The following is a 25,175-nucleotide window of genomic DNA, read 5'->3' as shown; positions in this document are numbered from 1 at the left end:
CCCCAACAACGTGCGCTGTCGCTGGAGCTGAGGGGGGCGGTGAGCCTCGCCCGGCTCCATATGCTCGCGGGCACCTCAGAGCAGGCCGCGGAGTCCCACAGGCGATTGAGCACCCTTCTCGAAGGATTCACCGAAGGCCACGGGACCGTCGATCACCAAGAGGCGCGCCTCCTGCTGCGGGAATACAACGAACACCCCGCTCCAAGCGCTCCCACCTCCAGGTGATGTGCACGGAGAGGTGAGGAAAGGAGACGGGACATGAAGAGGCGGATTGCGGTTCTGGGCGGTGGCTGCGGTGCAATGGCGGCGGTCTGGGCGCTCACCCATCTGCCCGATTGGGAGAACCGATTCGACATCACCGTCTACCAGCTGGGCTGGAGGCTCGGAGGCAAGGGGTCGAGCGGACGGGATGAGAAAACAGCCTTCCGTATCCTTGAGCATGGGCTACACGTCTGGGGTGGATTCTATGAGAATGCCTTCCGGATGATGCGGCAGTGCTATGACGAGCTGCCCCCCGATCCCAACAACCCCCTCCGGACCTGGGACGCCGCGTTCAAGAAGCAAAGCGCCATTACCCTGCAGGAGTGCATCGGCGGCAGAACAGTCGCCTGGAACTTCGATTATCCCGAGAACAACCTGGAGCCCGGGAGCGGTGGAACGCTTCCAACGCCCGTCGAGTACCTCCCGCTCCTGGCAGGCTTCATCAATGATCAGATCTCCCGCTATGCGTTCGCGATACCGCATCAACTGCTCGCGCATGTACGAGTCCAACTCGCGACCGCGAAAACCCTCCTCAGCAGGCTCACTCCCAGCCTGAGACTCCACATGGAGCCCCAGCTTGAGCTGCTCCGCACGCTCGAAGCTCCCGTCCGGTGGCTGCGGGACAAAGCCGCCAACCTGCTCTCCGGAAACGACCCTGTTCGCCGCATCCTCATCCTCTTGGATGTATTCCAGGCCATCGCGCGTGGAATGCTCCTCGATGGGGTCTTGTTCCGGGGCTTCGAAGTCATCAACGCGTATGACTGGCGTGAGTGGCTCCAGCGCCACGGCGCCAGTCCATCTACGCTTGATTCCGCCATTGTCAGATGCACCTATGACTATGTCTTTGGCTATGTGCATGGACGGACGGAGGAGCCAGCGTTCGAGGCAGGAACAGCGCTCCATGGCATGATGCGCCTGCTCTTTACCTACAAGGGCGCGATCTTCTGGGAGATGCAGGCCGGTATGGGCGAGACTGTCTTCGCCCCCCTCTACCTCGTGCTCGCCCGAAGAGGCGTGAAGTTCCGCTTCTTCCACAGAGTGCTCGAACTCGGCGTCTCCACCGATGGCAAGTATGTAGAGAGGCTCGAGATGCAACGGCAAGCCACCTTGAAACAGGGTGAATACAAGCCGCTCATCCGAGTCAAAGGCATCCCTTGCTGGCCAGCGCAGCCTCTCTACAAACAACTCGTCGAGGGGCCAGCGCTGAAATACGGCGGAGTCGATCTCGAGTCCACCCGGAGCACCTGGCAGGGAGAAACGCTCACATTACGGCGCGGCCAGGACTTCGACGACGTCGTCCTGGCCATTGCTATTGGGGCGCACAGGGACATCGCCCGGGAAGTCATGGCCTCCGCCCAGCGCTTCCGGGACATGGTCGAGCACGTGCAGACAATCCAGACCGGGAGCATGCAACTCTGGCTAGATGTAGATGCGATGCGGCTCGGCGCACCACCATTCCGCCGCGTCGCCACCGCCTGTGCACACCCACTCAGTACCTGGGCAGACCTGTCCTTCCTGCTGGAACGGGAACAGTGGCTGTCCGACGCCCCACCACGATTCCTCGCCTACTTCTGTGGGCCTCTCGAGGATGGACTGGCGGTTCCTTCGATCCACCAACTGGCAAGGCAGTGGCTCGAAAACAACATCGAAACGCTCTGGCCTGACGCGGTCTCGGAGGATGGCCACGGCCTTGATTGGAACCTCCTGCATGATCCCTTGGGAAGGAAGGGACCGGAACGCCTCCGCGCGCAATACATCCGCGCGAACACCGAGCCCTCGGACCGCTATGTCACCTCTTTCCCTGGCACGTCGAAGTACCGCCTTGGTGCCGGCGAGTCGGGCCTCGACAACCTCTATCTCGCGGGAGATTGGACACGTACGTCCTTCAACTCGGGTTGTGTCGAGGCGGCTGTCATCTCCGGGCTCCAGGCCGCCCAGGCAATTGGAGGGGAAACCATCGACATCATCGAAGGCTGAGGCACGAGCACCGGGGACACTCCCTGGCCAGTATTCCCCTGCCAATTAGCCGACCGGTTCTACCGACTGGTGGCGCTCGACGGCTCGCGGATGGAGCCCGGGTAGCTGACGGGACGCCGCCTAGAACCCGCCCAGCAGAAAGACCTTCAGGAAGATCAGGACGACCCCCGCGGGGACCGCGAGCACCAACGCCAGTCCGTGCGTCTTGAGAAGGCTGGACATGCTCTCGCTGCGGAGGCCGCGGCTGGAGAGTCCCAGGTACGCCGCGACGCAGCACCACATCAGCGCCAAGGCCACCCCATTCAGGTCGATCGTGGCGCCCCCCGAGGACCGGAGCGAGAACGAAGCGATCACCGCCAACATGAGGACCACGGCCCACAGCACCCGATGCACCAGGACACGCTGCTTCGAGTCCTGATTCTCGGAATGGGAGTCGGAGTCTCCGGCCAGTTCTTTCGTGGTGTTCTCGGACATCGCCGAGCGGAGTCTATACGAGCCGGTGCACGCCTCCCAACGGGGTCAGCCTGCGAACAGCGCGATCAGGAAGCCCGCCGCGGGGAGCGAGAGCACCCCCGCCGCCACATGCGTGCCGAGGAGGGCGTCCCAACTGCGCCAGCAGATGACCCCGAGGCTGGAGATCAGCGTGTACACCGCGAAGCCGATCCACAGCACCATATCGAACAGGCCATCCAGGGGCAGCATGGAGCCGGGGTTGGAGGGGGTACTCGTGATGGCCCCCGCCACCACGGCGAGCACGCCCAACACGAACACGTGCACCAGGACACGCGCCGTCAGGTTCTGATTCTCGGAGTCGGCGTCGGAGTCTTCGGCCAGCTCTTCCGTGGTGTTCTCGGACATCGCGGAGCGGAGTCTACACAAGCGGGTGCACGCTCCCCAACGGGTACACCCCCGCCAGCCGACCGGATAGGCTCCCGCTCCAGAGGAGCGCCATGCCGCCCAGACGCCTCGCCCGCTGCAAACGTCACCCCACCGCCACCGCTGGCTGGCGCTGTACCGACTGTGCGGCCCCGCTCTGCCCCGAGTGCGTGGAGGCCCGGCGCATGCAGACGGTGGATCTGCTCTTCTGCCGCGCGTGCGGCGGCCGGGCCGACACGCTCCTCGTGCACCGCGCGGAGCTGGCCTCCTTCCCGGAGCGGCTGCGCCAGGTGTGGCGCTATCCCTTCACCCGGCAAGGGCTGATGGTGGCGGCGGGGCTCGGGGCCGTCATGGCCTTCGTCGACTTCATGACCCAGGTCACGCTCATCGTGGCGCGGCTGGCTCCCGCGGCGATCGGCGCCGGCCTCTTCTGGGGTGCCTTCTTCTCCATCATGCGCGCCAGCGTCCGGGGCGAGAACGAGGTGCCCACCCCGGACTACGGCGACATCTTCAACGACTGGCTCCTCCCGGCGCTGCGGGGCCTGCTGGCCACCAGCGTGGTGTGGCTCACCTTCCTGCTCTACCTCGCGTTCGCCGGGGGCTGGGACGTCTCCGAGTACGTGGATCGCCTGCTGAGCGACTCGATGTTCTACATGACCGGCAGGTTCCACGCGCTCCCGGCCGAGCGGCTCCTGGGAGATCCCCTCGCGTGGGTACTGGGGCTCGCCAGCCTCGCCTACCTGCCCATGGCGCTGATGATGGCGGTGACGAGCAACAGCCTCCTGGACACGCTCAACCCGGTGGCCGCCGTGCGCGGCATGCTCCGCCTCGGCCGGGACTACGCGGTGGCCGTGGTCACCCTGTTCGCCCTGGGCTTCGTCTACCTCGCCGTCCGCGTCGTCAGCTCCAGCCTGCGGGAAATCCCCTTCGAGCTCGTCATCTCGCGCTGGCTCGCCCAGGCGCTCGAGTGTCTGGTGGTCTTCGCGATGGCCCGGGTGCTCGGGCTGCTCATCCACACGCGCGGAGATGCCCTCGACTACGGTGCTCCGAGCGACTACCTCACCCCGGTGTTACCGGTGGAGGCCACGCCGAGGACCACGTTGCGCGCGGACCCCAGCTCGCTCCCGGCCCCCACCCCGGAGGAAGCAGCCCTCCCCGACCCCGAGGCCCGCTTGCGGGAACTCTCCGCGGCGGTCCAGGCTCGCGACGTCCCCCAGGCGCTCGCGCTCTACACCGCGCTGAGCTTCCTGCCGAAGACCCGCGTTCCTCCGGCGGTGCACCTCTTCGTCGGGCAGGCGTCGGCCGCGCAGGGAGACAACGACCTGGCGGTGCGAGCGTTGGAGTCCGTGGCGGACTCGGCGCCGGATGATCCGCTGGCCCCGCGCGCCCTCGTCCTGCTGGCGCGCGTGCTGGGTGAGCGCATGCGGGAGCAGACGCGCGCCGAGGACGTCTACCGGTACATCGTTGACCGGTACCCGGATACGGAGGCTTCCCGCTTCGCCCAGGGCCGCCTTCCGCCCACCAGCTGACATCCGGCGTTGCCTCGGGGAGGGTCCGTGCGCAATCCCTCCGCATGCTTCGGGCACGCCAACTTCTGCTCCTCCTGGGACTCGCACCCCTCGTGTCGTGTGATGGGGGCCTGCGGGTGAACAGACAGGGGGACCCCTGCACCGAGAAACTCATCACGCTGCGGGTGGAGGTGGTGAACGCACAGGGCACCCCGGTATCGGATGCCATCGTGACAGCCACCCACGTGGTCACGGGTCGCACCATCACCGGCACCACGGGGGACCGGGGCGTCACCACGGCGGTGAACGAGGACATCGGCGAGGGCCCGGTGCGGCTGACGGCCACCGCGGGCTCGAAGGTGAGCGCCCCGGCCGAGGTAGCCTGGACGTGCGACGAGTGCCACTGCCACCCCGAGCCCTCCTCGGTGCAGCTCCAGCTCAACCCATAAGCGCCTCCGGGCGGCTGCCTCCTCACTCGGCGTTTGTCCCGCGCGTCCCAACTCGCTAGGTTGAGGGCGCCATGTCGAGTGTGGAAGACCTCCTGCGGTGCTCCTTGACGGAGCTGACCGAGCGCTTCGTGACCCAGTCCCGCGCCGTGCCCACGGGCTTGTTGGAGGCGCTGGACGCGGATCCACGCCAGGGGGCGAAGGCACTCGCCCGCCGCATTCGAGGCCTGAAGGGGAAGAATCGCGCCGAGGGCCAGCGCCTGCGCCACCTGCTGCGCTTCGAGAACGAGCTGTGGGAGCAGGGCCACACGCACATCGCCGGGGTGGACGAGGCGGGCAGGGGTCCGCTCGCTGGCCCGGTCGTCGCCGCGGCGGCCATCCTTCCCAGGGGCTGGAAGCTGGAGGGGTTGGACGACTCGAAGAAGATCGCCGACGAGGCGCGCCGGGACGAGCTGGCCGAGGCCATCAAGCGGGAGGCGGTGGCGTGGGCGGTGGGCCAGGCGGACGCGGAGGAGATTGATCGAATCAACATCCGCCGGGCGAGTCTGCTGGCCATGCACCGGGCGGTGCAGGGGCTGGGCATCCAACCGGACTACGTGCTGCTGGACGCCTTCACGATTCCCGAGTGCACCCTGCCCCAGCGCGGCATCATCAAGGGAGACTCGCTGTCGCTGAGCATCGCCGCGGCGTCGGTGCTGGCGAAGACGGCGCGGGACCGGATGATGCGGGAGCTGGACGTGCAGTACCCGGGATATGGGCTCGCCGAGCACAAGGGCTACCCGACGGCCGAGCACGTGCAGAGCATCCGGGAGAAGGGAGTGCTGCCCATCCACCGCCGCAGCTTCGGACCGGTGCGGGAGGCGCTCGGGCTGAGCGTGACGGTGCAGGTGGCGGGGCCCATCCAGGGTGATCTCTTCTCGGAGAACGGTTAGCGGTGAGCGCGGACAAGGACATCGACGGATGGCTGGGCGAACGAGGCATCACCTCATCGGAGTCACGCGCTCGGGCCCGGGCCGCGCTGGAGGAAGTGGGGCTCACGAGCGCGCGCAAGGTGCGCATCAGCGAGCCCAAGCTGCCGAGGGCCGAGCAGGTGCTGGCGGAGCGCTTCTACCGGGTGTGCGCGGCGGCGGCGTGCCAGCAGGTGGCGAGGGCGAGCGGGCGGGAGCCGCTGGCGGTGGAGCCACGCAGCCACTGTGAGCACTGCGGAGGCTCGAACAACCGGCGCGCGGAGACGGCCTTCCTGGAGTCGTGTGAGCGCCATGGGGTGCGGCGGGTGGTGGTGGTGGGCGGCTCGCCGGCGGTGCGCGAGGAGTTGGAGGACAAGCTCGGCGGACGCATCGAGCTGCGCATGGTGGACGGCACCGAGCGGCGCACGGCGGTGAAGGCGCAGAGTGATCTGGAGTGGGGAGACCTGGTGCTCGTCTGGGGCGCCACGGAGCTGCACCACAAGGTGAGCAGCCACTACACGCAGCCGGGCACGCCCCACAGGCACAAGGTGGTGCACGTGGCCCGGCGAGGCGTGGCCGCGCTGCTCGAGGCCGGCATCACCCACCTGGAGCGGTGAAGGAGCCGAGGAGTTTTACTCCTCGCTCGGCCCACCTGTCAGGTAACATCTCCCGGGCTCGCCAGAAGCCACCCGCCATGCGCCCTCCCTCGCCCCTCACGCGACGTCCCAGAGCGACCGCCTTCAGCATCAAGGAGCTGCTGGACCGCGTTCGACGGGGGAGCATCCGAATCCCCGAACTCCAGCGGCCTTTCAAGTGGAAGGCCCGGGAGATCCAGGAGCTGCTGGATAGCGTCTACCGGGGCTATCCCATCGGGGTGCTGCTCTTCTGGCAGCACGAGGCGCCCGCGGCCCACCTGGAAATCGGCCCGGTGAAGTTGGACGCGCCCCAGACCGCTCGAGCCCTGTGGGTCGTGGATGGCCAACATCGCGTGACCGCGCTGGCCGGGGTACTCCTCCATCCCTCTCTCGATGGTGAAGGGGGCTCCGGTGACTTCGGGCTCTACTTCGACCTGGAGCGGGAGGAGCTCGTCCGGCCCAACCGCCAGGAGCCACCGCCCCCGCACTGGCTCCCCATGAATGTGGTGGCGGACAGTGAGCGCTTGCGCGGCTGGCTGGAGCGGTATTCCGGCCTGGCCGAGCACCCCGAGCACACCAGGACCGCCAGCAGACTCGGCACGCTGCTCCGGGAGTACCAGCTGCCGGCGTATATCGTCGAAGCCGAGGCGCGGGAAACCCTCCCCGTCATCGTCGAGCGGCTGAACATCCGGAGCAAGACCCTTCCCGAAGCGAAGGTGCTCCAATCACTTCTCGAGGGGCGGAATCCAGAACACCTCTCGGATCTCCGCGCCTTGTCCCTCGGCTTGGAGGAGATGAGATTTGGCACCATCGAAGAGAAATGGCTGCTCAAATCCGTCGCCGCCACCCAGGGGCTCGACATCACTCGGAGCGATTGGTCGCAACTCAAGGGAGTCCAGGATGTGCCAGGTGCGCTCCGTCAGACGGAACGCGCCCTTCGCGATACCATCGTCTTCCTTAAACGAGATGCGGGAATTCCTCATGTCGAGCTCCTGCCTTACAAGCTCCCCCTCGTCTTCCTGGCGCGCTTCTTCCATCTCCACCCCGAGCCTTCCGCACGCTCACGCGAGTTGCTCGCACGTTGGCTCTGGCGTGGTGCCATCAGCGGCGCGCATCGCGGAGAGAGCGCTCCCTCGGTGCGCAAGAACCTGACGGTCCTCGGGCAGGATGAGGATGAGGCGATCCAAGCCTTGCTCACCGCACTTCCCACCGCCGTCCCCCGGGCACCGAATCTGCGCGACTTCAAGTACCGTGCCGCGGAAACCAGGTTGCAGCTCAACGCGCTGCTCGCGCTGCAGCCCCGAGAGCTCCGCTCCGGCGAACTCTTGGATGTTCCCACCATCATTGGCACGCAAGGAGCCGAAGCCCTGAGGCAGCTCCTCACCTCAGTCCCGCGCCTGCGCCCTGATGATGATTCAGTCCAGCTCAAGAGCTTGATGCAGGGACTCGCCAACCGGATTTTCCATCCGGAAATCTCCGGGCAGTCATTGCTTGCCGCGATCGAGCAGGCCTCCCCAGAGGTGCTCGGGAGCCATGGCATTTCCCCATCTGCGCGCAAGGCCCTCCAGCAAGGCGACAGGCTGCGATTCCTGACCCTCCGCCTGAAACTCCTGGAGCAACACGTCGCGACGTTCCTGGACTCGAAAGCACGCTGGCTTGAATCGGATCGCAAACCGCTCCAATCCCTGCTCATCCCCAACGAGGACGAGTCCTGACATGCAACTCCTGCGCAAGGAGATTGGCATCCTCGATGTCCGGCTGGGCGACGTCCACGTCGGGACGCTGAACCTCCTGGAGGATGAGTATACGGAGTTCGTCATCTCCGAGGAGTACCGTCAGAGGTATCCGCGGCCCATTCTCGGACAGGCCTTCGAGGATGACCTCACCCGGCGGCGTTCGAGCCGGATGCGTTTGCATCCCTTCTTCTCGAATCTCCTCCCGGAGGGCCCGCTGAGGGAACTCATCTCGAAGAAACTGGGCGTGCACCCCCAGAGGGAGTTCTTCCTCATCGCACGGTTGGGAGAGGACCTTCCCGGCGCGCTCATCATCACGCCGGCGGGTGCATTGAGTGGAGACGCATCAGAGCCCCTGGTGGGAGGAACCGAGGAAGAAGCCGCGCCCCTGCAGGAGCAGCTCCGCTTCTCCCTCGCGGGCGTGCAGCTCAAGTTCTCCATGTTGCGCCAGGACCGGGGAATGACCCTGCCCACGAGTGGCCGGGGTGGAGATTGGATTGTCAAACTGCCAGACAATCGCTACGACCTCGTCCCCGAGAACGAATTCTCGATGATGAGCTGGGCGCGCGCCGCTGGCATCACCGTGCCCGAATTCCATCTGGAAGCGGTCACCCACCTCAAGGGCCTCCCCGAGGGCGTCGTGCTCCGTGAGGGAATGGCCTTCGCCATCCGCCGCTTCGACCGTCCAGCGCCCGGTCAGCGTGTTCACATGGAGGACATGGCGCAAGTGCTGGGGCTCTACTCGGACGAGAAGTACAAGAAATACAATTACGAGACGACCGCCAACGTATTACTCAACGTGGCCGGACCGCATGCGTTCCAGGAGTTCCTCCGCCGGCTCGTCTTCATCATCGCCATTGGCAATGGGGATGCCCACCACAAGAACTGGTCCCTGCTGTACCCGGATGGAATCCACGCGACGATCTCCCCCGCCTATGATCTCGTCTCGACCATCCAGTACATGCCCCATGAAACGCTGGCATTGAATCTCTCCCGCTCCAAACGCTTCGAGGATGTGACCCTCGAAACCTTCGAACGGCTCGCACGCAAGCTGAAGCTCGGCAACGAGGAAGTCATCCCAACCGTGAGAGAAGCGGTGCATGCCACGCTGGATTCGTGGAGCACGTTACGCGCCGAACTCCCCATCCCCGAGAGCTACAAGCAACGTATCGAGCAACACTGGAAGAAAGTGCCACTGCTCGGAAGGCAGTAGCCACCTCAAGGCGCGGGGGCGGGGAGGATGCAGGGGCGGCCGTTCTGGACGGCTCGATAGCTCATCCACACCTGGCAGGCGCACTGGGGCTGTTCGATCCGCGGCTCGTAGCGCACGCGCAGCACCCCGTCGAACTGCGTGGCGCACCGGGTCGTGGCTTCCAGGTGCACCGCCACCTGCTCCACCGTGCACTGCGTCCCCTTGGCGGTCAGCGACGCATTGGCCACGCTGCCGTCGAGCATGAAGCCGTCGTCCTCCGTCAACCCGCCCTCGAGGAAGGCTCCCACGAGCTGCATGTCCATCAGCTCGTAGTTCATGCGGACCACTTCACCGGTGATGATGAGCTCGCCCGTGTCCCAGCTGTCCTGCACCGAGGACGCGGAGAGCAGTCCGCAGTCGTCGCGGATCACCTCCGTGGCCGTGAACTCATAGAGGCCCTCGTTCTGGAGGTAGGCGTTGGTGCAGCCCAGGCCAGAGGCGAGCGCCAGGGCGGACATCAGGAGCGGACGGAACAGTCGGGTAGCGGCCACGCGTGCAGGCTAGCTCAGCCAGCGCACACGTGCAGGGTGCAATGGCGGGACCAGCGGCTAGACTGCCCGCTCCATGGCCACGTACAAGAACCCCATCCCCACGGTGGATTGCATCATCGAGCTGCCAGGGGGGCGCCTCGTGCTCATCCGCCGCAAGAATCCGCCCCTCGGTTGGGCCCTGCCCGGCGGCTTCGTGGACGAGGGCGAGCGGTTCGACCTCGCCGCGGCGCGTGAGGCCAGGGAGGAAACCGGCCTGGACGTGGAAGTGGTGGAGCAGTTCTTCACCTACTCGGACCCGTCGAGGGATCCGCGCAAGCACACCGCGTCCACCGTCTACCTCTGCCGGGCCACGGGGGAGCCCACGGGCTCGGACGACGCCTCCGAGGCCCGGGCCTTCCCCGTGGATGGCCTGCCCTCGGAGCTGTGTTTCGACCACGGCACCATCCTCGCCGACTACCTGGCCTACAAGCGGACAGGCCAGCGGCGGAAGCTCTGAGGCACGGCACTCCCGGATGCACTACCTCCCCCTCCTCCTCACCCTCGGATTCCTCGTCGCGCTCCACGAGCTGGGACACCTCGTGGCCGCCCGGCTGCTCGGCGTCCGGGTGGACCGGTACACGCTCGGTTTCGGCCCGGCCGTCTTCACCTGGAGGTTCCGGGGCACCGAGTACGTGCTCGGCGCCGTCCCGCTGGGGGGCTCCACCCGCATCCACGGGATGAACCCCCACGAGCCGGGGGTGGACCCCGCGGACCCCACGAACTTCTCCGCGCAGCGCCCCTCGAAGCGGCTGCTGGTGCTGCTGGCGGGGCCGCTGACCAACTGGCTGTTCGCCCTGGGCGTCCTCCTCGCGCTCTACACCTCGGGCACGCACGTGGTGGTGCCCCTCACGGTGGGCACCATCACCCCCGGCTCCGAGGCCGCGCGTGCCCAGCTGCTGCCAGGGGACAGGCTCGTCAGCGTGGACGGCCAGCCGCTGGAGAACTGGGGCGGCTTCGTGGAGCTCATCGCCCAGAACCCGGGCCGCGAGCTGAAGCTGGGCGTCGAGCGTCAGGGCGAGCCACGCGAGGTGACGGTGCGCCCGCGTCCGGACGAGCGGGGCGAGGGCCGCATCGGGGTGAGCCAGCAGTATGTGTACCGCGTCCATGGTCCGGGCCAGGCGCTGCTGCAGGCCGTGGCCCACACGGGCAACCTGGTGACCGAGGGCTCACGGATGCTCGGCGGCCTGCTCCAGGGACGGAGGAGCATGGCGAACGCCAACCCCGTGGGCCTGGTGAAGCAGTCCTCGGGCGCGGCGGGCAGTGGCCTGGGCTCCTTCCTGCGCGTGATGGTGAGCCTCTCGGTGGCGCTCGCCCTCTTCCACCTGCTGCCCCTGCCCTCGCTGGATGGGGGACGGATGCTCTTCGTCCTCGTCGAGACGGTGAGCCGCCGCAAGGTGCCACCGCGCGTGGAGACGGTGGTGCACGCCGTGGGCTTCCTCGTGCTGCTGGGCGTGGTGCTGACGGTGGCGCTCGCGGACCTGCGCCAGCACATCCGGCGCTCCCGCACCGCCTCCGTGGCCCTACCCGACGCGGGTTCCACGAGCCCGGCGGCGGCTACCGTACCCGCTCCGGCGGCCTCCGACGGCGGCCTGCCCCTGCGAGCGGACGGGCTCGGCGAGTGAGCGTCCGCGCCCGGCCCGCCGCTGTCCTCCCGGCCGGAAGTGCCCCCCGGACGACGCTCCCCCTCCTGAAGGAGGCGCCAAGGCCCCGGGAAGGCCCTATGCTCGCCCTCCCATGAGCACCGAGGCGAAGAGCACCGAGGCGAAGCACGACGGCCTGTTCTGCGAGCTCTTCTGGGGCACCACCCGCAACGAGGTGTGGAGCTTCGGCCCCGAGCAGACGCAAGTGCTGGCCGCGCAGGATGAGAAGACGGCCCTGCCCCTCTACGGCTTCACCCTGCCGGAGGAGCCCTTCCTGCTCGCCGAGCGCACCGAGAAGGGTTACCGCGTCTTCGTGCCTCCCTCAGCGCGCGTCGAGCGCAGCCGGCGCGGCGATGCCTTCCGCCCCGTGCCGGAGGCGGAGCTGCAGCGGACCGGGGACCGCATCTCGGTGGAGCTCGTGCGGGAGGATCTGTTGCGCCTGCGCGAGGGCGAGCTCGCCCTGCACATCACCCACTCCGTCGCGGGCAAGCGCGAGGCGAGCGTGCGGCTGCGTGACCTCGGCTGGGTGGCGATGGGGGCTGCCCTCTTCCTCAGCCTGCCGGTGGGTTTCCTCTTCGCGGGGCCGTCTCCCGAGAAGATGGCCGAGTCCAACGCCCGTGCCCTCAAGGCGGCACGTGAGCGCGAGGAGGCCGAGCGCAAGCGGCTCGGAGTGGACCAGCCCGCCCGGCCCATCTCGCCGGACGCGCAGAAGCCCGACGCGGGCGTGAAGACGCTTCCCGCCAACCTCGGCGTCCACTGAGCCCATCTCCCCTCGCCCTCCGGGAGAGGGACGGGGTGAGGGTGCCACGCATCCCGGGTTGAACCCCCTGTCCACACTGGGGCCACGGGTTGGAAAACGGGCCTGGATACCCTCACCCCGTCCCTCTCCCGAGGGGAGAGGGGAAATGGGTCAACTAGGGGCCCAGGCCTACCCACACCTCTCCATCCTCGAAGAACTCCTTCTTCCAGATGGGGACGTCCTGCTTGAGCCGCTCGATGGCGTGCTCGCACCCGAGGAACGCCTCCTTCCGGTGCGGCGCCGCCGCGGCGATGACCACGGCCAGCTCGCCCGGCTTCAACGTCCCCACCCGGTGCACGATCGCCAGCCGCGTCCCGTTGAACTTCCCCGCCACCTCGGCGCCAATCTCCGCCAGCTTCTTCTCCGCCATGGGCGGATAGGCCTCGTACTCCAGCCTCAGCACGCGCCTGCCCCGCGTCTGGTTGCGCACCGAGCCCGAAAACGTCACGAGCCCGCCATACGCCTCGCCGGACACCGCCTCCACCACCTCCTCCAGCCGCAGCGGCCGGTCCACCACGCGGAACAGGCCTCCACTGCCTCCCGCCACCGGTGGAATGAGGGCCAGCTCCGCTCCCGCGGGAACCTCGGTCTCCGCGCCGGAGAACTCCTGGTTCACCGCCACCCGCAGGTGCGGCAGCAGGGGCGCCAGCGCCGGGTGACGCGTGCCGAGCAGGCGCAGCACATCCTCCACGCGCGCTCCCGAGGGCAGCTCCAGCGGCTCTCGCGGCAGACCCACGCGCTCGCGTGCCGCGGCGAAATACAGGACGGTGATGGTATTGGACACGGCTCCCTACCTGCTCCGCTCCCGGAGCACGGCGCTCGCCCGGAAACGGCCGCCGCCCTCCTCGGGTGCGAAGTCGATGAAGACATTCTCCACGGGCGGCAATTGATCCATCAACGTGCCCACCAGCGAGCGCGCCACGGGCAACTGCTGCGGTGACACACCGGGCACCTCCTTCGGGGCATCCAGCTCGGCGCGCAACCGGCCCACGTCCACCATGGCCGACAGGTGGCCCGGCTCGAACGCATTGCCACCGTAGCGCTCGCGCAGGGCCACGCCCAGGTCCTCCGAGGGCCTCGCTCCCAGCGCCTCGCCGCCATTCACCGACAGCCGGTCCGCCGTCACGGTGACCTCCACCGGTTGATCCATCACCCGCGTGCGCAGGCGCGTGGCGTCCGCGCCCTTCAAGACCTCGTAGGGCTGTCCACGCTCCTTCAGCCGCCCGGTGAGCCACCCCAGCACGGGCTCGGCGCGCACGAGCCCCGCCTGGAAGAGCAACGTGCCGCGCGGCTCCGGCCGCCGGTTGCCCAGGAAGAAGTTGCGGTAGAAGGCCACCGCGTCGAAGTACGCCAGCAGCGTCATGTCTCCGCGCAGCGCGCCCAGCAGCTCATCCGTGCCGGCCGCGTCGAAGCCCTGCTCCTTCAGCCGCAGCAGCGTCCGCTCGCGGCGCTCCGAGCCGGGCGCGCCGAAGACGAGCTTGCTCATCTCCTCCGGCGGCATGGACACCATCAGCGCGGCGATGGGCCCCACCGGCGCCTTGCCCAGCAGCTCCGAGCCCGGCCCGCTCTTGCCCGCGAACAGCGACTTGTCCGAGGCCACCCAGCCCTCCAGCTCCGCCTTCCCCTCCTCCACCCGCAGCGCCGCCCAGAGGCCCCGGATGCCCTCGGACTCATCCCCCTCCTCCGCCCGCGCGAAGAGGTGCACGTTGCCCGCCCCCACCTTCGGCCTCAGCTCGGTGAGCAGCGGCTGCTCGGACAGCCCCGGTCCGCTCATCCCCGTAATCCGCGCCCGGATCGACTCCACCTCCGCCGCCCCCGTCCCGCCCTCCTGGGCCAGCACCTTCTCGATGCGCCCGCTCGCCTGTTCCTCCTCCTCCCCGCCCTCCTCCTCCGGCGCGTCCGGCACCACCAGGTACAGGTAGCCCCGGTCCGCGAAGAGCAGCATCGGCGTCTCGCTCTCGCGCTCCAAGCGCACGGCGCCCCCGGGCTCCCGCCCCACGACGCGCGCGCCTCCGGAGCGCAATTCCTCCACCACCGCCTCCAGCGCGGCCTCGCTGTCCGTCACGCCCAGCAGCGCCACGGTGCCCGCGAAGCCCGGCAGCGAGAAGAAACCCACGCCCTCCTCTGGGTCCACCAGCCGGGGCTCGCCCCGCAGCTCGCGCAGCACCAGCGACAGCAGCGGCGCGTCCTCCAGCGCCTGCCGCGTCTGCGCCTGGCCCAGCATCCGCGCGAAGAAGCCCACCAGCGGCTCCACGTTTCCACGCAGCTGGGGGAAGAAGACCGCCACCTCCGCGTCGGCGGGCATGGCGCGCAGCACCGGCCGCGGCACCACCGTCACCGTGGCACTGGCCAGCACCTCGTCCTTCTCCAGCGCGCGCACCTGGAAGCTGCCCGCGCGCGGGAAGGCATGGGACACCCGCGCACCCGGCTGGGGCGGCGAGCCGTCTCCGAAGTCCCACGTCACCTCCGGCGCGCCCCGGGCCTCGGAGCCGAAGCCCACCGGCACGCCGGCCTCCACCGTGCGAGCTCCCCCCACCTCCGGTTTCACCGCCCTCCGGCAGCCGGGACCCACCAGGGCCACGGCCACCACCACGAGGACTGTCAGGGCTCGAGGAAAGGCTCGCACATGCGCTTTCATGGACGGCCTAGTAATCCAGCGCCAGTCCGAACATCCAGTACGAGTCGGAGAGATTGAACCCCTTGCCGCCAAAGTTGTTCACTTTCGCGTACGTGTACTCGGCGAAGAGATAGCTGTGATTCACCCCGAGGTCCGAGTCGAAGTCGCGCGCCAGCCGCGGCTCCAGCACGTCCAGCATGAAGGCGATGCCACCCACCACCTCCCAGCCGAACCTCATGCCCTTGCCCGAGCCACCTTCCTCCGGCGTCTCGATCTCCCCGCCCTTGGTGGACCACCACGGCGTGAAGACGAGACCGGGCTTGACGTAGGGCACCAGCGGAATGCCCCAGTGGAACGCGGGGTAGTCGAACTTGTAGAGGGCCCGCACGCGGACGGGCAGCACATGCAAGCCCGTGCGATCCGCGGTCTCCGCGCCCCCCTCCGTCTGGGCGGCGGCATACTTCTCCGCGTACCCCAGCGACACGCTCACGCCCGCCGTGCCGATGTCCTGGTAGAAGAAGCGCTGCATCTCCACCTCGAAGAGCAGCATGTTGGAGCCGCCGAACGTCTGCGAATACGGCCGCTTCCCGTCCTCCAGGGCCTCCTCCGCGTCGAGCTGCGGCTTGTAGCCTCCGAGCCGGAACTCCACGGCACCGCTGCGTGGCGACTGGGTGGGCACATCGGACGTCTCCTGCGCCTCGCCTGGAAGCGCGGTGAGCACCACCGCGATGCCGAGGGCCACTGCTCGAGTCATGAACGATTTCTCCTTGAGAACAGCCAGAACCCCAGGGCGGCCAACATGCCTCCGCCCGCGAAACCTCCGCCCGTGGCACCGCACCCCGTCTCCTCGCCGCCCGCATCACGGTACCGATCATAGAAGCCATACGTCCGGGTGGGCGTGCCCTCCTCGGTGGCCGACGCCGGGCTCTGGTTGCCCGCGATGTCGATGGCATAGGCCTCGATCTGGTACGTCACGTCGTTCTGCAGGTCCTTCACCCGCACCGCTCCCACGTTCACGCCCTGCTTCTCGCTGGAGACCCTGACCCCCTCCCGCAGCGCCACCACCTCCACCTGGATGGCGTCCTCCGGCGCATCCACCTCCACCCGCAGCGCCTTGTCCAGCGAGGCCACCTCCGAGATGGAGGGCGCCTCCGGGCTCTTCGTGTCGTAGGTGATCGACAACGGCTTGGCCGCCTTCACCACGTTGGAGCTGCACGAGCCCAACCCATCGTACGTCTTCGTCGCCCCGCACAGCAGCATCGTGGACTCGACTCCCGGGTCGCCGCACGCCACCGTCCCCGCATCCGTGGTGGTGGAGGAGGTGAAGATGGGCAGGTTGGACACCTGGAAGGTCGCCGTCGCGCCGCCACCCGACGAGGTGATGGTGGCGAGCGGAATCGAGGGCAGGCCGCGGGTGGAACCCGACGTCTGGGCGGAGGACGAATCCCGGCAGTCCGTGTCGGTGGTGATCCACAGGGAGAGATCGGCACAGGGCGTGCCGGTCACCCGCCAGGTGAAGGAGCTCGTCCCGCCACATTGGCTCGGACCGATGCTCACGCTGTCCGAATTGGCCGTGGACTGGACCGTGACCTGGACCTGGGTCCCGAACTGTCCGAACGCCGCGGACGACAGGAGGACCGCTGCGGAGAAGAGGAGGTTACGCATGGGCGGGAAGGAGGGTAGCAAGCCCGAGGCCAGGAGAAACCCGGCCCTCCTCCCAGGGGTTATGTGGGGGACGGGCCCCCCTCCCCCGGTCAAATGGGCAGGAGCGGCCCGGTGGCGTTGCCAAATTGTCAGGCGTCGGACCCGGCGAGCCGCAGACCGGCCTCCACCAGGTTGAGGGCGGCCCCCCGGCCGGCGTTGTCCACGGTGGCGAAGAGGGTGAGCCACTCGGGGGCCTGGGGGAAGGAGCGCAGGCGGCCCACATGGATGGTGGGGTCCGCGGTGACGAGGCTGGGCAGGGGGTAGACCTTCTCGGTGGGTGTATCCAACACCTTGAGCGCGGGCGAGCCCTTGAGGGCGGCGCGCGCCTGCTCCACCGGGGCGGGCTTCTTCAGCCGCACGTGGAGGCTGAGCCCATGGCCGAAGAAGGTGGGCACCTGGACGGCGGTGCCGGCCACCACGGGCACCTCGCCCTTGCTGGCGAAGAGCCGGGCGCACTCCAGCGTCCAGCCGGCCTCCTCCTCCGTCCAGGGCGAGTTGGCCAGGAAGGGGCCCACCTGGGGCACCAGGTTGAAGCCCACGCGGTGGGGGAAGACGTGCGCCTCGGGCTCGCGGCCGGACAGGAGCGCCGACGTCTGCTGCTCCAGCTCCTTGAGGCCCCGCTGGCCCGAGGAGGACACGCCCATGAGGGCCGTCACCTGCACCTGGGCCACGCCAAAGGCCTGGCGCAGCGGCTCCACGATGTTGGCCACCGCCGTCGTCACCGCCGAGGGCAGCGCCACGATGCGGCCCTTGAAGGAGCCCAACGCCTCGGAGTTGAAGCCGGGGAGCACCAGGGGGACGGTGCCATCGGCGCGGAAGGCGGAGCTCGCGTCCACCACCCACGCCCCCGCGGCCTGGGCCATGGACGCCAGGGTGCGCGAGGCGTCCGCCGGCGTGGCCAGCAGCACCAGGCCCATGCCCCGGAGCGTCTCGGCGGACACCGGCTCCACCTCCAGCGTCTCCTCGCCGTACGCCAGCTCCTCGCCCTCGGAGCGCTCCGAGCCCAGCACGGTGAGCTGCTCGGCGGGGAAGTCCCGCAGCAGCAGGGTGGAGAGCACCTCGGTGCCCACCACGCCCGTGGCGCCCACCACGGCGATTCGCAGATTCTCGTTCATGGCGGCCCCCTTTACCCCAGCCCCCCGCCCGGCGCACGGACCGTGCTCGCTCCTCGGAGCGCCATACGGAAGACGCCCGTCGACCCGCACTCGTAGTCGACTACGACTGATGTAGCACTCCCTCCTACACCACTCGGAGTCGACTACGAGTGATGTACCCGCCTGGAGGCGCTGCCCCGTGTCCGCATGGGGGGGAAGCAGGGGCCCGGGCGCGGACCGGTCCACCCACGCCCTTCCGGTAGACTGGAGGGACATGTCGATGTGGACCCTCGTGTCGTTGTTGCTGCTCGCGAACGTGCCGCCGGACGGCGCGGCGCAATTGAAGAAGGTGGACGGGCTGATGCCCGAGCTGCGGCGCATGGCCACGGATCCAGCGGTGGTGCGCGAGGTGAAGCGGCAGAACGCGCGGCGCGTGTCCCTGGAGAGCATCCGGCAGTGGGATGATGAGTGGCGCGCGACGCCGGCCCTCACGCCCCTCAAGCGCCAGTTGCTGGGCAGCCCGTGCGCGCGGACGCTCGAGCGGCACCGGGCGCGGCTGGGCCGGAAGGTGGCCGAGGCCTTCGTCATGGACAACCAGGGCGCGCTGGTGGGCGCCACGCGGCGCACGTCCGATTACTGGCAGGGGGACGAGCCCAAGTGGCGCGAGTCCTTCAATGGAGGCCGGGGCGGGGAGCTGCGCGAGAAACCCTTCTTCGACGAGTCCTCCCAGTCCTATGTCGTCCAGGTATCCCTCCCGGTGAAGGATGGCGCCCGGGTCATCGGCGCCCTCACCGTCTCCATTTCCCTGCTCGAGCTCTGACATCATGAATCTCCCCTTCCTGGGTGGCCTCAAGCTGCGCGCCCGCATCACCCTGTCCGTGGCGTTGCTCTCGGCGTTCGCCATCCTGTCCGTGACGGTGTCGGGCCTCTCCATCACCCGGCGCACGTTGGGCAGGCAGATCGACGCCACGTTGAGGGCCGAGGCCGAGGGCCTCAAGGATCTGGTGGAGCGGATCCTCGCCGAGCGCGAGGCCAACGTCCGCGGCTGGTCCGAGGACACCCTCCTGCGGGGTGCGCTGCTCTTCGACACCTTCGACAAGAGCGACGCGGTGCTGGCGGGGATGGCGAAGAACCACGCCTCCATCAGCGGCTTCGTGCTCTTCGACGAGAAGGGCCGCGCCGTATCGGCCAGCTCGGAGGGGCTGCTCAAGGGCTACCAGGGCCACGAGCGCGAGGTGCGTGAGTCGGAGTGGTACCGGGCGGCGCTCGAGGGGCGCTTCTCCGCCGATGCACTCGGGCGGGAGAAGGACCCGGTCTTTGGCAAGCGGGTGCTGCCGCTGGCCGCGCCGGTGAAGAGCCCGACCAGTGGTGCCCGTATCGGCGTGCTGCTGGCCGCGTATGACTGGAGCCAGGTGCGGGACGTGGTGAAGGCCTCGATGAAGCGGGCCAACGAACGCGCCCAGGAGAGCTTCGCCCTGGAGGTGCGGCGCGAGGATGGCACGGTGCTCTTCAACTCCCGTCCGCCGGAGGTGGAGCCCCCGGCGGCGCCCGTGTCCCAGGAGGCCATCAACGGCACGGACGTGAGGGACGTGGGGGACGGCTGGCGCTTCGTGGCCACCCTGGACGCGCGGGAGGCCTATGCCCCCCTGGTGCAGGCGGCCCTGATGGCGCTCGGGATGATGGGGTTCTTCCTGGCGCTGGTCATCGTGGGCGCGTGGTGGCTGGCGCGCGGCATCGCCCGGCCCATCTCCGCGCTGAGCGAGGCGGTGACGCACGTGCTCGAGGAGGGAGACCTCTCGCACCGCGTGGAGGTGAACAGCCAGGACGAGGTGGGAGAGCTGGCCCACGCCTTCTCGCGGATGATGGAGCAGCTGCGCCAGACGACGGTGGGCCTGCAGCAGGGCACGCGCGTGCTCACCGACGCCGTGGCGGAGCTGAGCAAGGCGGCCGAGCACCAGGAGCGCAACCTCTCGCGCCAGGCGGCGGCCATCCAGGAGACGCAGGTCACCGCGCAGGAGATTCAACAGACGTCGAAGATGGCGGAAGAGCGCTCGCGGGCGGTGCTCCAGGTGACGGAGCGGGCGGAAGAGGTGGGCCGCCTGGGCGAGGAGACGCTGGGGGCCAGCATCGAGGGGCTGCAGGAGCTGCACGAGAAGGTGGGACGCCTGGCCGGCACCATCCTGATGCTGGGCAACCGCACGCAGCAGATTGGAGAGATCGCCCAGACGGTGAAGGATCTGGCGGACCAGTCGAACATGCTGGCGCTCAACGCCGCCATCGAGGCGGTGCGCTCGGGCGAGCACGGCAAGGGCTTCAGCGTGGTGGCGCGTGAAATCCGCGCCCTGGCGGACCAGTCCATCGAGTCGACGGACCGGGTGCGCGAGTTGCTGGACGATATCGGCAAGTCCATCCAGGACACGGTGAAGATGACGGAGAAGGGACAGCAGCAGATGCAGGGCGGGCTGTCGCAGATCAAGGCCAGCGGCGAGAGCCTCCGGGAGCTGACGTCGATCGTGAAGGACAACGCGGGGGCGGCGCGGCAGATCGCCGTGGCGGTGAGCCAGCAGAACGCGGGCATCACGCAGATCTTCACCGCGGTGTCGGACCTGTCGTCGCTGATGGAGGAGACGATGCAGGGAGTGCAGTCCACCACGCGGGCCACGAGCACGCTGCGCGAGGCGGCCGGGCGCATGGAGTCCGTGGCGCGCACCTACCGGGCGTAGTGCACCTCCCCCCCAACTCTCGGGCCCGGTCAGGAGCTGGGCGCGAGAGACGAAGGAAGCAGCACCTCACGGGCCGACCACAGCAGGAGGCCCACCACGAGGCCTCCACCGAATGCCGTTAGTCCCTGCATCAACATGAAGGCCTCACCCCCGTGCAGGCCATGGCGAAGTGTCGCCAGGTCCACCAAGGGCCCGAGGCCATGCAGGGGGAGCAGGAGCAGCGAGCCCCACCACGCCCAGCGCCGCCGCGCCCAGAGGAAGGGCACGAGCATCAGGGTGAGCGGTCCCGGCAGGTAGAAGAGTGCCCGGAACAGCTCCCCGGTGGAGCGGCCATGGCGCGTCCACTCGATGTGCTCGTTCCAGACGAATGAGGTGAACCCCAACGTGGGCAGCAGGGCGCCGATCACCAGAAGGACACAGGCCGCTCGCAGCAGCATGGGGGACAACGAAGCCCGCGTCGGAGCTTGATGCGCTTCCATGTCGAGTCTCCTGAGGAACGAGCCAGGAGATTAGCCCCAAGCCGCATCCGCGGCGCTCCTGGTTCCTCCGGCTGATGACAGCAGTCACCAGGTGAAACGGGAGTCACCAGGGGCCGGTCATCAGCCGGACGCCGGAATCCCTCGCGGGCTCCCCGGCTCGCGAGCGTTTCCCCGAGGGAAAACGGGCCTTTCGCTCGTCCATGCCGGGCCGCGTGGGCCCTGGCACACCTCCTGCTCTGGATGGCGCACATCCACGGCGAACAGCCGCCGCGCCACCCGAACCCGATTCCAGCAGGAGCCTCCCATGACCACGCCCGTCGCCAACAACGCCCCCTCGCTGCACCGCTCGAACTCGGCCCCCGTGCTCGGCGCCACCGAGAGGCCGGCCCTGACCCGGACGAACTCGGCGCCCCACTTCACCACGCCGGCCAGGAGCGCCCCCACGGCTCCGCTCCACGCGCAGGACTCCCTGGAGCCCGCCGCCCAGACGTCGGCCGCCGCCGCGAAGCAGAACCTGCTCGGCAAGTACGTGCAGAACGCCACCGACGCCGCTCACGCCAATGGCGCCGCCGGCGCGTTCGGCAAGCTGAAGACGGCCGGTGGCCTCGCCGCCGGTGTCGCTGGCATCGGCGCCAATGCCGCGGGCCTCGCCAACGCCATCAAGAACGGCGAGGGCGGCCAGGCCATCTCCGACAGCGCCCTCATGCTGGGCAAGAGCGTGCTGAACACCGTCAAGGGCGGGCTCGACGTGGCCGCGATGATCCAGTCCGGCAAGGAGTTCAAGAACCTGAAGGGCGCCGCCCAGGCGGCCCTCGGCGCCAGCGGCCCGGTGGCCGACAACATCGCCAGCAAGGTCGCCGAGTCCGTGCTCTCCGGCAATCCGCTGCGTGACATCGACGTGCTGGGCGAGCTCGCGAAGTCCAAGGGCGCCGGGGCCCATTTCGGCACCACCCTGAAGCAGGGCGCCGCGGATGCGCTCCGCGCCGTCGGTGGGGAGAAGCTGGCCGGGAAGCTCGAGGGTGGCATCGCCAAGGCGGGCCAGCAGGCCGCCGCGAGCGGCGCTCACGGCCTGAAGGACGCGGCGAAGAACGCCTTCAAGACGGGGGATGCCGTCGTCGACGCCGCCAAGGGCGCCGAGGCCGCGGCGAAGCTGGGCGCCAAGGGCGCGAGCACGGCCGCCAAGGCCGCGGGCCGCTTCGCCCCGGGCGTCAACATCGGCATCGCCGCCCTCGACACCGCCATGGCCGCCAAGACGATCGCCGATCCCAACGCGAGCATCGCCTCCAAGGTGACGTCCGGCATCACCGCCGCCGGCTCCATCGCGGCCGCCACCAACATCCCCATCGTCTCGCAGGTGGGCGCGGCCATCTCCACCGCTTCCTCCGTGGCCGGCACGGTCGTCGAGAACTTCGACACCCTCAAGGAGGGCGCCAAGAAGGTCGGCGAGGGCATCAAGGAGGGCGCCAAGAAGGTCGGCGAGGGCATCAAGAACTTCTTCAGCGGCTGGTAGTCGTCCCCCACCCTGGTCTCCACCTCGCAGAGGCACGCCCCATGAGCTCCCACGCTTCCAGTTCCCAGTCGTTCGGATTGCCCCGGCTCTCGCCCACCTGGCGGGACGAGCGGAGTCACCCCGTGGTGCTGCCCCAGGTGGAGGCCCCCTCCCTGGAGGGGCTGTCCGTCACCCTCCCCGCCCCCCAGGGCTTCACCGCCGACCAGGTCCAGGAGCGCTTCCTGGAGCTGGCGCGGCCCCACGCCACCGAGCACTACCGCTACCCCACCGAGCAGCTCGCCTGGGGAGACGAGGCCCTCCTCAACATCGCGGGCTACTCCCAGGGCCACCTCATCCCCTTCAGCCTGCACACCGACGTCTGGCTCCCCGTGCAGCCGGATCCGATGCTGCCCGGCCTGTATGAGGCGCTCGTCGGCCGCTCGCCCGGAGGGGGCGTGGTGGTGGAGGTCACCCTGCCCGCGGAGTACCCCGTCGAGTCGCTGCGCGGCACGCCCGCCCGCTTCGTCGTCCAGGTGCAGGCCGCGCGCGAGCTGAAGTACCCCGACTTCGAGAGCGAGGACTTCCTCCTGGCCTTCGGCCGGGGCCACACGCTGCAGGAGGCCATGCGCGACGTCGTGCGGCAGATGGAGGACGAGGCCGCGCAGTTGCTGCTGGTCCAGGCGCAGCAGGAGGTGCTCAACCAGGTGGCGGCGCGCACCCAGGTGGAGATTCCCACGGAGCTGGTGGACGAGGAGATCCGCCGCCGCTGGAGCGCCAGCGAGGGCCGCTCCGCCGGCGAGCTCCAGTTCACCGGCCCGGAGCGCGAGGAGTCGCTCAAGGCGTGGCTGAAGGACGTGGACACCCGCGCCGAGGTGGAGCACCGGCTGCGCATCGGCCTCGCCCTGGGCGCCATCTGCAAGCGCGATGGCCTGACCCTCACGCCGCAGGTGGTGGAGAAGGTCCTCCGGGACCAGGCCAACGCCGCCGGGCTGACGATGGAGGAGATGGCGGCGGCCCTGCGCGCCGAGCCGCGCAACCTGGCCAGGATCGATCAGGTGGCCTGGCACCTCATGGCGGTGGACCACGTCATGCGTCAGGCGAAGATCCAGATCGAGCGCGCCTGAGCCCGGAGCCGCCTCAATCCTCCTTGAGGCGCGCGGTGGGCGGAGGCCCGGGCAGCGGAGGGAACTTGGGGTTGCGCTCGGGCTCGGAGGCGCGGACGTAGTGCGGCTCCAGGGCGAAGAGCGCCTCCAGGGGCTGCGTCTCGGGGAAGCGCACCAGCGAGGCCAGCGCCACCGCCGAGGGGAAGAGGGGCGCGCTCAGCAGCCGCGAGGGCGCCACGCCCTGGGCCTCCAGGGCCGCGCGGTACTCGGGCAGCGCGGGGCCCAGCGCGAGCGCCTCGGGCTCGGCGGCCATGCGCGCGGCCACCTCCTCCGGGCTCATCGCCTCCTCGGGCCCCAGGGCCTCCACCCGCTGGCCCACGCGCCGGTAGGGCCCCAGGTAGAGATCATCCTTGCGCGCCACCGCGAGGGCGAAGAGGGGCGGACCCTCGGGGCCTTCCAGGGCCACGGCCGCGAGCGAGGAGGCCCCGGCCACCTTGAGGCCCGCCGCGTACGCCAGCCCCTTCACGCAGGACAGGCCGATGCGCAAGCCGGTGAAGGAGCCCGGGCCGAGGCCGATGGCCATGCCCTCCAGGGACTTCAGCGCCACGCCGTGCCGGGCGAGCAGCTCGCCGACGACGCCGGGGAGCACCTCGCTCTGCTTCTTCGGAGGGCCCACCACCAGGTGCTCGAGGACACGCACCCCCTCCCCTTCCCGCTCCACGAGGGCCAGCGACAACGTGAGGGTGGAGGTATCGAGCGCGAGGAACATGGGGAGGCTTCTACCCGGTCTTGTCCGCGCAGCGGTAGAGGCGAACCCGGGCCAGCCCCTTCTCCATCATGCCGAGCTGCTTCGCCGCGGCGGTCGACACATCCACCACGCGCCCTTTGACGAAAGGCCCCCGGTCGTTGACGCGCACCTCCACCGAGCGCCCGTTCTCCATGTTCACCACCCGGAGGCACGTGCCGAAGGGCAGCTTCTTGTGGGCGGCGGTGAGCTTCTGGGGGTTGAACTTCTCGCCGCTGGCGGTGGGCCGGCCGGCGAAACCCGGGCCGTAGTACGAGGCGAGCCCCTCCTCCAGCCAGCCGCGAGCCGGGGGCGGCTTCTCCGGCCGCGTCACCTCCCGGTCCGGCTTCTCCTCGGCCGTGGGCCGGGTGGCGCGTGGTGCACAGCCCGCCAGCAACCCCAACCCCACCGTCAACCCCACGAGCAGTCGCCGCATCGCACCTCACGAATCCTTCTTCAGGAATGTGACCCATCTCCCCTCTCCCCTCGGGAGAGGGTCGGGGTGAGGGTATCTGTCCCCGTTCTCCAACCCGTGGCCCCCCGTGTGGACAGGGGGTTCAACCCGGGATGCGTGGCAC

At 69.1% G+C, this 25,175-nt stretch carries 25 protein-coding genes; 14 read left to right on the top strand and 11 right to left on the bottom strand.

Translation table 11 applies throughout. The annotated features are described in order from the left end of the window. Positions 1–258 precede the first annotated feature (258 nt). A complete protein-coding gene (locus Q664_RS15610; protein WP_043395292.1) occupies positions 259–2,238 on the top strand; it encodes an FAD-dependent oxidoreductase in 1,980 nt (659 codons plus the stop codon). Positions 2,239–2,358: 120 nt separating this feature from the next. Here the strand turns inward: Q664_RS15610 and Q664_RS15605 are convergent, their stop codons facing one another. Then, positions 2,359–2,712: a hypothetical protein gene (locus Q664_RS15605; RefSeq protein WP_043395289.1), complete on the bottom strand. Its 354-nt coding sequence runs from the start codon at positions 2,710–2,712 to the stop codon at positions 2,359–2,361. A 45-nt stretch (positions 2,713–2,757) separates the two neighbouring features. Beyond that, positions 2,758–3,096 carry a hypothetical protein gene (locus Q664_RS15600; RefSeq protein ID WP_043395287.1) on the bottom strand — a complete coding sequence of 113 codons (339 nt, stop codon included), beginning with the start codon at positions 3,094–3,096 and terminating at the stop codon, positions 2,758–2,760. A gap of 92 nt (positions 3,097–3,188) precedes the next feature. Here Q664_RS15600 and Q664_RS15595 point away from each other — a divergent pair, with 92 nt between their 5' ends. The 6 genes from Q664_RS15595 to Q664_RS15570 all read left to right on the top strand — a co-directional run bounded on the left by Q664_RS15595 (position 3,189) and on the right by Q664_RS15570 (position 9,596). Continuing rightward, positions 3,189–4,643 carry a B-box zinc finger protein gene (locus Q664_RS15595; protein WP_043395285.1) on the top strand — a complete coding sequence of 485 codons (1,455 nt, stop codon included), beginning with the start codon at positions 3,189–3,191 and terminating at the stop codon, positions 4,641–4,643. A gap of 116 nt (positions 4,644–4,759) precedes the next feature. Beyond that, positions 4,760–5,071, top strand: a complete 312-nt coding sequence (locus Q664_RS15590) for a hypothetical protein (protein WP_052518170.1) — start codon at positions 4,760–4,762, stop codon at positions 5,069–5,071. A gap of 71 nt (positions 5,072–5,142) precedes the next feature. Then, positions 5,143–6,000 carry a ribonuclease HII gene (locus Q664_RS15585; RefSeq protein WP_043395283.1) on the top strand — a complete coding sequence of 286 codons (858 nt, stop codon included), beginning with the start codon at positions 5,143–5,145 and terminating at the stop codon, positions 5,998–6,000. 2 nt (positions 6,001–6,002) lie between these two features. Further along, positions 6,003–6,632 carry a hypothetical protein gene (locus Q664_RS15580; protein ID WP_043395281.1) on the top strand — a complete coding sequence of 210 codons (630 nt, stop codon included), beginning with the start codon at positions 6,003–6,005 and terminating at the stop codon, positions 6,630–6,632. Positions 6,633–6,709: 77 nt separating this feature from the next. Beyond that, entirely contained in the window at positions 6,710–8,365 is a 1,656-nt protein-coding gene (locus Q664_RS15575; protein ID WP_043395278.1) for a DUF262 domain-containing protein, read from the top strand. A gap of 1 nt (position 8,366) precedes the next feature. Then, a complete protein-coding gene (locus Q664_RS15570) occupies positions 8,367–9,596 on the top strand; it encodes a type II toxin-antitoxin system HipA family toxin (RefSeq protein ID WP_043395276.1) in 1,230 nt (409 codons plus the stop codon). A gap of 5 nt (positions 9,597–9,601) precedes the next feature. Here Q664_RS15570 and Q664_RS15565 read toward each other — a convergent pair whose 3' ends face one another. Beyond that, positions 9,602–10,126 (bottom strand): hypothetical protein, encoded by a 525-nt coding sequence (locus Q664_RS15565; protein ID WP_043395274.1) that lies wholly within the window; start codon positions 10,124–10,126, stop codon positions 9,602–9,604. 73 nt (positions 10,127–10,199) lie between these two features. Between Q664_RS15565 and Q664_RS15560 the strand changes: the two genes are divergently transcribed. From Q664_RS15560 to Q664_RS15550, 3 genes are all read left to right on the top strand, one after another. Further along, complete coding sequence (locus tag Q664_RS15560) at positions 10,200–10,622, top strand: NUDIX domain-containing protein (protein ID WP_043395272.1); 423 nt, start codon at positions 10,200–10,202, stop codon at positions 10,620–10,622. A gap of 16 nt (positions 10,623–10,638) precedes the next feature. Beyond that, positions 10,639–11,787 carry a M50 family metallopeptidase gene (locus tag Q664_RS15555; RefSeq protein WP_084609932.1) on the top strand — a complete coding sequence of 383 codons (1,149 nt, stop codon included), beginning with the start codon at positions 10,639–10,641 and terminating at the stop codon, positions 11,785–11,787. 112 nt (positions 11,788–11,899) lie between these two features. Further along, complete coding sequence (locus Q664_RS15550; RefSeq protein ID WP_052518163.1) at positions 11,900–12,565, top strand: hypothetical protein; 666 nt, start codon at positions 11,900–11,902, stop codon at positions 12,563–12,565. 154 nt (positions 12,566–12,719) lie between these two features. Here the strand turns inward: Q664_RS15550 and Q664_RS62655 are convergent, their stop codons facing one another. The 5 genes from Q664_RS62655 to Q664_RS15525 form a co-directional block, all read right to left on the bottom strand. Then, positions 12,720–13,388: a molybdenum cofactor biosynthesis protein gene (locus tag Q664_RS62655; RefSeq protein ID WP_043395268.1), complete on the bottom strand. Its 669-nt coding sequence runs from the start codon at positions 13,386–13,388 to the stop codon at positions 12,720–12,722. A 6-nt stretch (positions 13,389–13,394) separates the two neighbouring features. Beyond that, entirely contained in the window at positions 13,395–15,242 is a 1,848-nt protein-coding gene (locus Q664_RS15540) for a PKD domain-containing protein (protein ID WP_043395265.1), read from the bottom strand. Positions 15,243–15,249: 7 nt separating this feature from the next. Continuing rightward, entirely contained in the window at positions 15,250–15,975 is a 726-nt protein-coding gene (locus tag Q664_RS15535) for an MXAN_2562 family outer membrane beta-barrel protein (protein ID WP_043395262.1), read from the bottom strand. Continuing rightward, on the bottom strand, positions 15,972–16,886 hold the full coding sequence (locus Q664_RS59070) for an MXAN_2561 family MXYO-CTERM-anchored protein (protein ID WP_075207441.1): 915 nt from the start codon (positions 16,884–16,886) through the stop codon (positions 15,972–15,974). The genes Q664_RS15535 and Q664_RS59070 overlap by 4 nt, the downstream gene beginning before the upstream one ends. A 128-nt stretch (positions 16,887–17,014) precedes the next feature. Continuing rightward, positions 17,015–18,040, bottom strand: a complete 1,026-nt coding sequence (locus Q664_RS15525) for an aspartate-semialdehyde dehydrogenase (RefSeq protein WP_043395261.1) — start codon at positions 18,038–18,040, stop codon at positions 17,015–17,017. A 253-nt stretch (positions 18,041–18,293) separates the two neighbouring features. Here Q664_RS15525 and Q664_RS15520 point away from each other — a divergent pair, with 253 nt between their 5' ends. Both Q664_RS15520 and Q664_RS15515 read left to right on the top strand, forming a co-directional pair. Further along, entirely contained in the window at positions 18,294–18,839 is a 546-nt protein-coding gene (locus Q664_RS15520; protein ID WP_063934703.1) for a PDC sensor domain-containing protein, read from the top strand. Positions 18,840–18,843: 4 nt separating this feature from the next. Then, positions 18,844–20,742 (top strand): methyl-accepting chemotaxis protein, encoded by a 1,899-nt coding sequence (locus tag Q664_RS15515; RefSeq protein WP_043395257.1) that lies wholly within the window; start codon positions 18,844–18,846, stop codon positions 20,740–20,742. 29 nt (positions 20,743–20,771) lie between these two features. Here Q664_RS15515 and Q664_RS15510 read toward each other — a convergent pair whose 3' ends face one another. Further along, positions 20,772–21,221, bottom strand: a complete 450-nt coding sequence (locus Q664_RS15510) for a hypothetical protein (RefSeq protein ID WP_152622120.1) — start codon at positions 21,219–21,221, stop codon at positions 20,772–20,774. A 304-nt stretch (positions 21,222–21,525) separates the two neighbouring features. Between Q664_RS15510 and Q664_RS60010 the strand changes: the two genes are divergently transcribed. Both Q664_RS60010 and Q664_RS15500 read left to right on the top strand, forming a co-directional pair. After that, entirely contained in the window at positions 21,526–22,731 is a 1,206-nt protein-coding gene (locus Q664_RS60010) for a hypothetical protein (RefSeq protein WP_052518159.1), read from the top strand. A 41-nt stretch (positions 22,732–22,772) separates the two neighbouring features. Beyond that, positions 22,773–23,834 (top strand): trigger factor, encoded by a 1,062-nt coding sequence (locus tag Q664_RS15500; protein WP_084609930.1) that lies wholly within the window; start codon positions 22,773–22,775, stop codon positions 23,832–23,834. 13 nt (positions 23,835–23,847) lie between these two features. Here the strand turns inward: Q664_RS15500 and tsaB are convergent, their stop codons facing one another. Together tsaB and Q664_RS15490 are read right to left on the bottom strand one after the other, a co-directional pair. Beyond that, the gene (gene tsaB / locus Q664_RS15495; RefSeq protein ID WP_043395253.1) at positions 23,848–24,582 is read right to left on the bottom strand and encodes a tRNA (adenosine(37)-N6)-threonylcarbamoyltransferase complex dimerization subunit type 1 TsaB; all 735 of its coding nucleotides are present in this window, start codon (positions 24,580–24,582) and stop codon (positions 23,848–23,850) included. A 10-nt stretch (positions 24,583–24,592) separates the two neighbouring features. After that, a complete protein-coding gene (locus tag Q664_RS15490) occupies positions 24,593–25,033 on the bottom strand; it encodes a septal ring lytic transglycosylase RlpA family protein (protein WP_043395251.1) in 441 nt (146 codons plus the stop codon). Positions 25,034–25,175 lie beyond the last annotated feature (142 nt).

The sequence above is a fragment of the Archangium violaceum Cb vi76 genome, from assembly GCF_000733295.1.
In the GTDB taxonomy this organism is placed as follows: domain Bacteria; phylum Myxococcota; class Myxococcia; order Myxococcales; family Myxococcaceae; genus Archangium; species Archangium violaceum.
The sequence above is the reverse complement of the archived record's forward strand: the minus strand, read 5'-3'. Positions and strand labels throughout refer to the sequence as shown.